Source organism: Arenibacter certesii DSM 19833, from assembly GCF_000429545.1.
GTDB lineage: Bacteria > Bacteroidota > Bacteroidia > Flavobacteriales > Flavobacteriaceae > Arenibacter > Arenibacter certesii.
The window spans coordinates 1-2,392 of the sequence record NZ_AUCB01000075.1 but is presented as its reverse complement, the minus strand read 5'-3'; the positions used below and the strand labels follow the sequence as shown (position 1 = coordinate 2,392).

General features: G+C 36.6%; 3 protein-coding genes. 2 read left to right on the top strand and 1 reads right to left on the bottom strand.

What is annotated here, in order from left to right:
- The first annotated feature begins 73 nt into the window (after positions 1–73).
- Both G466_RS24025 and G466_RS22755 read left to right on the top strand, forming a co-directional pair.
- Positions 74–262 (top strand): hypothetical protein, encoded by a 189-nt coding sequence (locus tag G466_RS24025; protein ID WP_157374047.1) that lies wholly within the window; start codon positions 74–76, stop codon positions 260–262.
- 287 nt (positions 263–549) lie between these two features.
- Positions 550–1,803 (top strand): tyrosine-type recombinase/integrase, encoded by a 1,254-nt coding sequence (locus G466_RS22755; protein ID WP_051315785.1) that lies wholly within the window; start codon positions 550–552, stop codon positions 1,801–1,803.
- Between the two features lie 219 nt (positions 1,804–2,022).
- Here the strand turns inward: G466_RS22755 and G466_RS24175 are convergent.
- Positions 2,023–2,392: hypothetical protein (locus G466_RS24175; protein ID WP_034236207.1), on the bottom strand; the 370-nt coding region annotated here is incomplete at its 5' end.

Sequence of the window (2,392 nt, the reverse complement as noted above, 5' to 3'; positions counted from 1 at the left end):
CCCAAAAATCCAATTAGATATAAAAGGCGATTTCACCTAATACTATAAAGGATCATGACCAATTGTAATGTTTATGCAAAAATTGTCGTTAATCTATAAATATGGGAGAAACAAGGAAGAGATTCAGGAAAATATTAAAGTAGATCCCTTCAGCAATAGAACGATATCTAAAGATATTCTACTGAGATTGGAGAATCAACTTTCATTTACTTATGGTCATATAGAAAGCTTCAACAAGAATAGCACAAAAACAAATAATTAATAGAGAGTAATTTATCAGACCAATGCTATACCCACCTAAAACAAAAAAGGCTCCCAATTTCTTGGAAGCCTTTTGTTTGTTACTGTGGGCCCTACTGGATTCGAACCAGTGACCCCCTGCTTGTAAGACTCCATTTTTCGTTTCCTTTAGCTTCCTATAGCTCACTATACACTTGGCTTTCAGATGATTACACTTATATGATGTCATATAACATCATATGATTTCATCTAAAACTATGCACAAAGTATGCACAATTTTGATTATCTTACAGTAGAAACCTCTGGAATATGGCACGCGCAAGATTAATATTAGACGTACGTTCGAACTCAAAAAATGCGGAAGGATTATTCCCGATTGCCTTGCGTGTGTTTCATAAGAAGCAAAGAATTGTCCGACTTCCCTTTTTTACTTCCAGTGACGGATGGGATGAGAAAAACATGGCATTTAAGAAATCAGCAATTGCTAATAGAGAGCAGGATTGCGATGAAATAAATAAAGAGCTGAACGAAAAATTATACTCGGCCAAATCGATAATAGATAAACTTGGTAAAGTTATTAATGAGATAACCATTGATGTCCTAATAGAAAACATTAAGGAATCCTGGGACAAGAAGTTAGACTCCGACTTAAAAAAGAATCTTTCCAATGAAATATCGTTGTCAGAATGGGGACAAGTATTGATTGATCGTAAATTGAGGGAAGGAAAGCCTGGTACGGCAAAATGGTATAAGAATTCAATAGCCGCATTTGTAAAATTCAATAAAGGCGCTCCTATTAAACTCTATCGCCTTAACGTGACATTTCTAAAGGAGTTTGAATTGTTACATAAGGCAAAAGGAAATTCTAATAACGGAATAAGTGCCTATATGCGTGGGGTAAGGGCAATATACAACAGTGCAATAAAGGAGGATAGGTACGTCCCGATCAAAAACCCATTTAATCATTACAGAATACCAACAACCCGACGTACCAAGAAGAAGGCCCTCTCCAAGGAAAGTATAGTCAGCATTAGAAATTTAAAATACAAGAAAGGTTCCAACCTTTGGCACACCCAAAATTATCTATTGTGTATGTTCAATTGTAGGGGTATGAACTTAATCGATCTCGCAAAATTGCGGTTCAAAGATATCGGGGAAAATCGAATCTTTTATGGAAGAAGCAAAACAGGGGATCCTTTATCGGTTAAAATAACAGAAGAATTTGCTACAATCTTAAAAAATTATACAAAAGGGAAGAGCCCTAACGATTTTATTTTCCCCATTGGTTATAATGGGTCCGTTGAAACGTTCTCAAAGTATGTATACGATAGAAAGTTGGTTAACAAATTATGCAAGGTAATTGCTGAAGATGCTGGGATCGAAGAAAAGATAACCTCCTACTACATCCGTCATTCTTGGGCCACTATCGCCAAAAACATGGGTATTTCCTCTGAAATTATTAGTGAAGGCCTGGGGCATCATTCTGTTAAAACCACTGAAATTTACTTAAAGAGTTTTGAAAATTCTGTGTTGGATGATGCCAATGACCTAATTGTTTCCTAGCTCCTTATCGTTTTTATTTTATTCCAATAAGACGGAGATTTTGTGCTCTGTAAAAAAAACCACTATGAAATTTTCGTTAAAAAGCATATTGTTTGGTTAGAAATCCATTATAATAGAAAGTATCCCAAATCTTACCCAAGAACTTTGCGCCTGGATCCTGTGCTGTTTTTGTAGTGTTCAGGCAGATAAACGTATAGCAAAAACAGCACAGGGCGCAACCTACTTTGGATTCGGCTCTTTCTCTTTTTCCGTCCAAATCAGAAATCCCTTGTAGACTTCTGGATGTTCACGGAAATACGTATTAAATTGTTTTGAAATAGTTGTTTTTCCCTCCTGGAAGGCTTTTCCCTTTTCTTCCTCGAACTGTCGCACCTGATAGCCTAGAAAGCCCAATGTAGAGATGGAAAGTATTGGTATCGCCAATATCATAATAAGGAACCATTTCGGAATTAAGAGCGCCGTACTTACTTTCTGTTTTACTTCGTTAAGTCCAATGTTTTGCTCTCTGAAGTGGTTGTCCTGTGCTTTATTGAGTTCCTCCTGTTTGTACCGTATTTGGGATATATCCTTTACGGTCTCAGAACTGGTC

Bases quoted from the DNA above. Each gene is read 5' to 3' on its own strand.
- G466_RS24025 (WP_157374047.1), top strand. From the start codon at position 74: ATGCAAAAATTGTCGTTAATCTATAAATATGGGAGAAACAAGGAAGAG.
- G466_RS22755 (WP_051315785.1), top strand. From the start codon at position 550: ATGGCACGCGCAAGATTAATATTAGACGTACGTTCGAACTCAAAAAAT.